We start from the raw sequence: 5,162 nt of genomic DNA on the forward strand, positions 1-5,162 counted from the left end.
CCATGATGGCCGGAGACGGGGTATCAACATATCTGGCGTTGACTTTTGGCACGCTGTTGAGTTCTCAAGGAACGGTCGCTTCCTTTGTACTCACCCTCTCGGGCTTTCCTCCGGGCGCTTCCCTTCGGTCTTGCGTTTCCGATTCTATCAGATCTTTCCGATCCGATTTCCTCGGTGCTTTCCAGGTTCCCGCTTCCGCGTTTCCCTTTCCGGCAGTTCCGACTTTATCAGAAGTTCCAGGCCGGACTGACCGGGCGCTCATTTCCGATTCATCGGGAGAGGCTTCATTTGAATCAGCGATTCAAGAAGCAAGTAGATGTTCACTGTGGCTGGTCCGGGGCTAGGGCCCATCTCCAGGCAACTGTTCAAATCTACCTCCTCACAGTTGCCGTGTCAACGACTCCTGTGGGGCGAAGAGGAGACTAGCAGCTGAACGGAGGTGGTCGCACATCCGGCGGTGGGCGGGACGATCAGGCTGCAGTGGGGACCGTCGCGCTGCGTTCCACTGCCTCGACGTCCCCGCTCTCCCCCGCGCGGGAGGCACGGCCGCCCAGGACGTAGACGTAGGCCAAAAAGGCCACTTCGGCGGCGACCCCGATGGTGATGCGAGCCCAGGTGGGCAGGCCGGACGGAGTGACGAAGCCTTCGATGGCGCCGGAGACGAAGAGGACGAGGGCCAGACCGATGGCCATGCCTATGGCGGCTCGGCCCTCTTCCGCGAGCGCCGTCCGCCGCGTCCGGGGGCCGGGGTCGATGAGGGTCCAGCCCAGGCGCAGACCGGTGCCGGCCGCGACGAAGACCGCGGTCAGTTCGAGGAGGCCGTGCGGGAGGACCAGGCCCAGGAACGTGTCGAGTCGGCCGGCCGAGGACATCAGGCCTACGCCGATGCCGAGGTTGAGCATGTTCTGGAAGAGGATCCAGAGGACCGGGAGTCCCAGAAAGACTCCGAGGATGAGGCACAGGGCTGTGGCCCAGGCGTTGTTCGTCCAGACCTGGGCGGCGAAGCTCGCTGCAGGGTGGCTGGAGTAGTACGTCTCGTACTGGCCGCCGGGGCGCGTGAGCTCGCGGAGTTCGCTGGGGGCCGCGATGGAGGCCTGCACTTCGGGGTGGGTGCCGATCCACCAGCCGAGGAGGGCCGCGACTGCCGTCGACAGGAGCGCGGTGGGCACCCACCAGTGGCGCGACTTGTAGACGGCGGCCGGGAAACCGTGGACCAGGAAGCGCGCGGCATCGCGCCAAGAGGCGCGCCTGGTCCCTGTCACGGCACTACGCGCGCGTGCCACGAGCTGGCTGAGCCGACCGGTCAGCTGTGGGTCGGGGGCGCTGGACTGGATCAGGGAGAGGTGCGTCGCGGTGCGCTGGTAGAGAGTGACGAGTTCGTCGGCTTCGGCACCGGTGAGGCGGCGCTGGCGGCGGAGCAAGGCTTCGAGGCGGTCCCACTCCGCTCGGTGGGCGGAGACGAAGACGTCGAGGTCCATCGGGGTGCCTGCTCCTCGGCTGGTCGTCGGAGGCTCGTCGTGGATCAGCTTGTCGTACTACGGTGCGATGCGCCCTCAGCTTGGCAGACTGGCCCTGTCGGGGGCAGGGCAGGGGAAGGACGGCAGGCGTGAGTGAGCTGGTGACGGGCGAGGCTGTGGCGTTGGAGCTGCGCCCCGCGAGGCTGCCCAGCAGGGCACTGGCCGTGCTGCTCGATCTGGTGGCGGCCATGGCCGTCTACGTCGCGGTGACCATCGCGCTGGTCGTTTCCACGGCGTCGCTCGACGAGGCGGCGCAGACGGCGCTGTCGATCGCCACGTTCGTTCTCGTGCTGGTGGGCGGGCCGATCGCGGTGGAGACGCTCAGTCACGGGCGATCACTCGGGAAGATGGCGTGCGGGCTGCGTGTGGTGCGGGACGACGGGGGCCCGATCCGGTTCCGGCATGCCCTGGTGAGGGGTTTGATCGGTGTGATCGAGATCCTCATGACCTTTGGGATCGTTGCCTGCATCGCCTCGTTCGTGTCGGCGCGTGGCCGCCGACTGGGGGACGTGTTCGCGGGGACGCTCGTCGTGCGGGAGCGCATTCCGGTCACGCGGACCGGTTTCGTGCCGCCTCCTCCGCCCTGGCTGGCGGGGCGGTTCTCGGGACTCGATCTGTCCGCGGTACCGGACGGGCTGTGGCTCGCCGTGCGGCAGTACCTGAGGCGCATGCAGCAGTTGGATCCGCAGGTGGGCTGGTCGATGGCGGAGCGGCTGGCGTCGGATCTCGCCGAGCGTACGGGCGCTCCGGTGCCGCAGGGTGTGCCGCCGGCGGCGTATCTGGCTGCGGTCGTGCAGGAACGGCAGGCGCGGGAGGCCCGGCGGGCCTTCGGGAACGGTGCGGCCCAGGCGGCAGCAGCCGATGCGGCTCCGGCGATCGGCCCGGCGGGTACGGGCGAGGCTCTGGCAGAGGGCAATGCACAGGCCGTAGGTGAGACACCGGTTGCCCATGCGCGGCCGGTCGGGGCGCCGGAGGTGGTGTCCGAGCCGTCCGGCGAGGAGCGGCGGCCCGCGGAGTCACCGGGGGCTTCGGCGGGCGAGCGGCCCGGCACCGGGTTCGTGCCGCCGGCGTAGCGGAGGGCGGAGCGGCCGCTTGGGCGCGGCTGCCCGCTCAGGTGAACACCGACGGCGGTGACTCCAGGTCTTCGAGCTCGATCCCGGGTGCCGCGAGCACCACGTCCCCGGCGATGTGCACGGTGTGCTGCTCGCCCGTGTCCAGGGCTGTGACCTGGTATTCGTCCACGGTCAGGGAGCCGTTGTCAGTGGCGTGTGCTTCGCTTCTCAGCAAGGTCCAGGACTGGTCCACGGTGCGCGGGGCGAGGACCGGGTCCGTGAAGGCGACGAGGCGTACGCGGGTGGCGGCATCTGAGGGGGTGAGGCTTAGGAGACGGGCGGTGGCGACGAGAAATGCCGGGGACGTGCCGGTGAAGGCGTGGGCGCGCACATTGCCTTCGGTGGCCTCCGTCCCGGTCGGATCGGTGCGGACCCAGGTCACGCCGTCGAGGGCGGCGCCGCGTACTTGCCAGGCGGCGGCGTGGAGTTCGAGGCGGAGGGGGCGGCCCAGTTCGTCGAGGGTGAGGTCGACGGAGCCGTGGTGATCGCCTGCGGGGGTGGTCAGCTGGGAGACGTAGCGCCAGCCGGAGGGGCCGGGGGCGCACTGGAAGTGCTCTTCTGCGAGGGGGGTGTGATCGTGCGGATCGTGGAGCGAATAGCGGCCGCGGGGCATGGGGGTCCTGGATCTTGACGGGCTGGGCCGGTCGTCGGTCCGTCAAACGGGGCAGGCCCCCGGCACGGGGGTGCGGGGGCCTGCCTCGGAAATCTGAACCGGTAGCCGGCTGACCGGCAGCGGTGCTGCTCGGCTCAGTAGCGGTAGTGGTCCGGCTTGAACGGGCCTTCGACCTTCACACCGATGTACTCGGCCTGCTCGGGGCGCAGCGTCGTGAGCTTCACGCCGAGCGCGTCGAGGTGCAGGCGGGCGACCTTCTCGTCGAGGTGCTTGGGCAGCACGTAGACGCCGGTCGGGTACTCGTCGGGCTTGGTGAACAGCTCGATCTGGGCCAGGGTCTGGTCCGCGAAGGAGTTGGACATCACGAACGACGGGTGGCCGGTGGCGTTGCCCAGGTTCAGCAGGCGGCCCTCGGACAGGACGATGAGCACCTTGCCGTCGGGGAAGGTCCAGGTGTGGACCTGCGGCTTGACCTCGTCCTTGACGATGCCGGGGATCTTGGCGAGGCCGGCCATGTCGATCTCGTTGTCGAAGTGGCCGATGTTTCCGACGATGGCCTGGTGCTTCATCTTGGCCATGTCCGAGGCCATGATGATGTCCTTGTTGCCGGTCGTGGTGATGAAGATGTCGGCCTTGTCGACGACGTCCTCGAGGGTCGCGACCTGGTAGCCGTCCATCGCGGCCTGCAGGGCGCAGATCGGGTCGATCTCGGTGACGATCACGCGGGCGCCCTGTCCGCGCAGGGACTCCGCGCAGCCCTTGCCCACGTCGCCGTAGCCGAAGACGACCGCGGTCTTGCCGCCGATGAGGACGTCGGTGGCGCGGTTGATGCCGTCGATGAGGGAGTGGCGGCAGCCGTACTTGTTGTCGAACTTCGACTTGGTGACGGCGTCGTTGACGTTGATCGCCGGGAACAGGAGGGTGCCGTCGCGCTGCATCTCGTACAGGCGGTGGACGCCGGTCGTGGTCTCCTCGGTGACGCCGCGGATCTCGGAGGCCAGCTGGGTCCACTTCTGCGAGCCGTCCGTGATGGTGCGGGTCAGCAGTTCGAGGATGACGCGGTGCTCGTCGGACTCGGCGGTGTCGGGCGAGGGGACCTTGCCGTCCTTCTCGTACTCGACGCCCTTGTGGACGAGGAGGGTGGCGTCGCCGCCGTCGTCAAGGATCATGTTGGGGCCGCCGGTGGGGCTGTCCGGCCAGGTCAGCGCCTGCTCGGTGCACCACCAGTACTCGTCCAGGGTCTCGCCCTTCCAGGCGAAGACCGGGACGCCCTGGGGGTTGTCCACGGTGCCGTTCGGGCCGACGGCGATGGCGGCGGCCGCGTGGTCCTGGGTGGAGAAGATGTTGCAGGAGGCCCAGCGGACCTGCGCGCCGAGGGCGACCAGGGTCTCGATGAGCACGGCGGTCTGCACGGTCATGTGCAGGGAGCCGGTGACGCGGGCGCCGGCCAGGGGCTGCGTCTCGGCGTACTCCTTGCGGATCGCCATCAGGCCCGGCATCTCGTGCTCGGCGAGGGTGATCTCCTTGCGGCCGAACGCGGCCAGGGAGAGGTCGGCGACCTTGAAGTCCTGTCGGTTCTCGACAGTCGTCATTGCGAGCTGCTCCTCGGGGGTTGGGGCGAGGTGGGTACGGCTGGTCTGCACGGCGGCGGACACAGGAGTGCCCGAAGAGGACACAGGCATGCCCGCGTACGCGCAGCGCAGTCCGTCGGAGGCCCTCTCTCCCTCGGCCGGTCCGCGTAGGGACCGCCCGACCGCCATCAGCAGCGACGTCTGGCTCCGTCCCAAGCTACACCGGGGGCGGGGGCGAACCCCAGCCCGCCCGCGAATCCCTCAAGTGATCGTCCGGCGGGTCCGGGGACGGCGACGGGGCCCGCCGGGTGATCCGGCGGGCCCCGTGGGCGCGGGGGATGGAGGTCAG

General features: G+C 69.1%; 4 protein-coding genes. 1 reads left to right on the forward strand and 3 read right to left on the reverse strand.

Annotation, left to right across the window (positions count from 1 at the left end):
• Nucleotides 1-470 precede the first annotated feature (470 nt).
• Nucleotides 471-1,478, reverse strand: coding sequence for a stage II sporulation protein M (locus C1J00_RS37875; RefSeq protein ID WP_102913436.1), 1,008 nt, complete (start codon nt 1,476-1,478; stop codon nt 471-473).
• Nucleotides 1,479-1,606: 128 nt separating this feature from the next.
• On the opposite strand from C1J00_RS37875, the gene C1J00_RS37880 reads away from it, so the two are divergent.
• Nucleotides 1,607-2,590 carry an RDD family protein gene (locus C1J00_RS37880; protein ID WP_102913437.1) on the forward strand — a complete coding sequence of 328 codons (984 nt, stop codon included), beginning with the start codon at nt 1,607-1,609 and terminating at the stop codon, nt 2,588-2,590.
• A 37-nt stretch (nt 2,591-2,627) separates the two neighbouring features.
• On the opposite strand, the gene C1J00_RS37885 is transcribed toward C1J00_RS37880, so the two are convergent.
• Together C1J00_RS37885 and ahcY are read right to left on the reverse strand one after the other, a co-directional pair.
• The gene (locus tag C1J00_RS37885; protein WP_102913438.1) at nt 2,628-3,242 is read right to left on the reverse strand and encodes a hypothetical protein; all 615 of its coding nucleotides are present in this window, start codon (nt 3,240-3,242) and stop codon (nt 2,628-2,630) included.
• A 134-nt stretch (nt 3,243-3,376) separates the two neighbouring features.
• Nucleotides 3,377-4,834 carry an adenosylhomocysteinase gene (ahcY, locus tag C1J00_RS37890; RefSeq protein ID WP_102913439.1) on the reverse strand — a complete coding sequence of 486 codons (1,458 nt, stop codon included), beginning with the start codon at nt 4,832-4,834 and terminating at the stop codon, nt 3,377-3,379.
• Between the last annotated feature and the right edge of the window lie 328 nt (nt 4,835-5,162).

Origin of the sequence: Streptomyces cahuitamycinicus, from assembly GCF_002891435.1 — a bacterium.
Taxonomy (GTDB): domain Bacteria; phylum Actinomycetota; class Actinomycetes; order Streptomycetales; family Streptomycetaceae; genus Streptomyces; species Streptomyces cahuitamycinicus.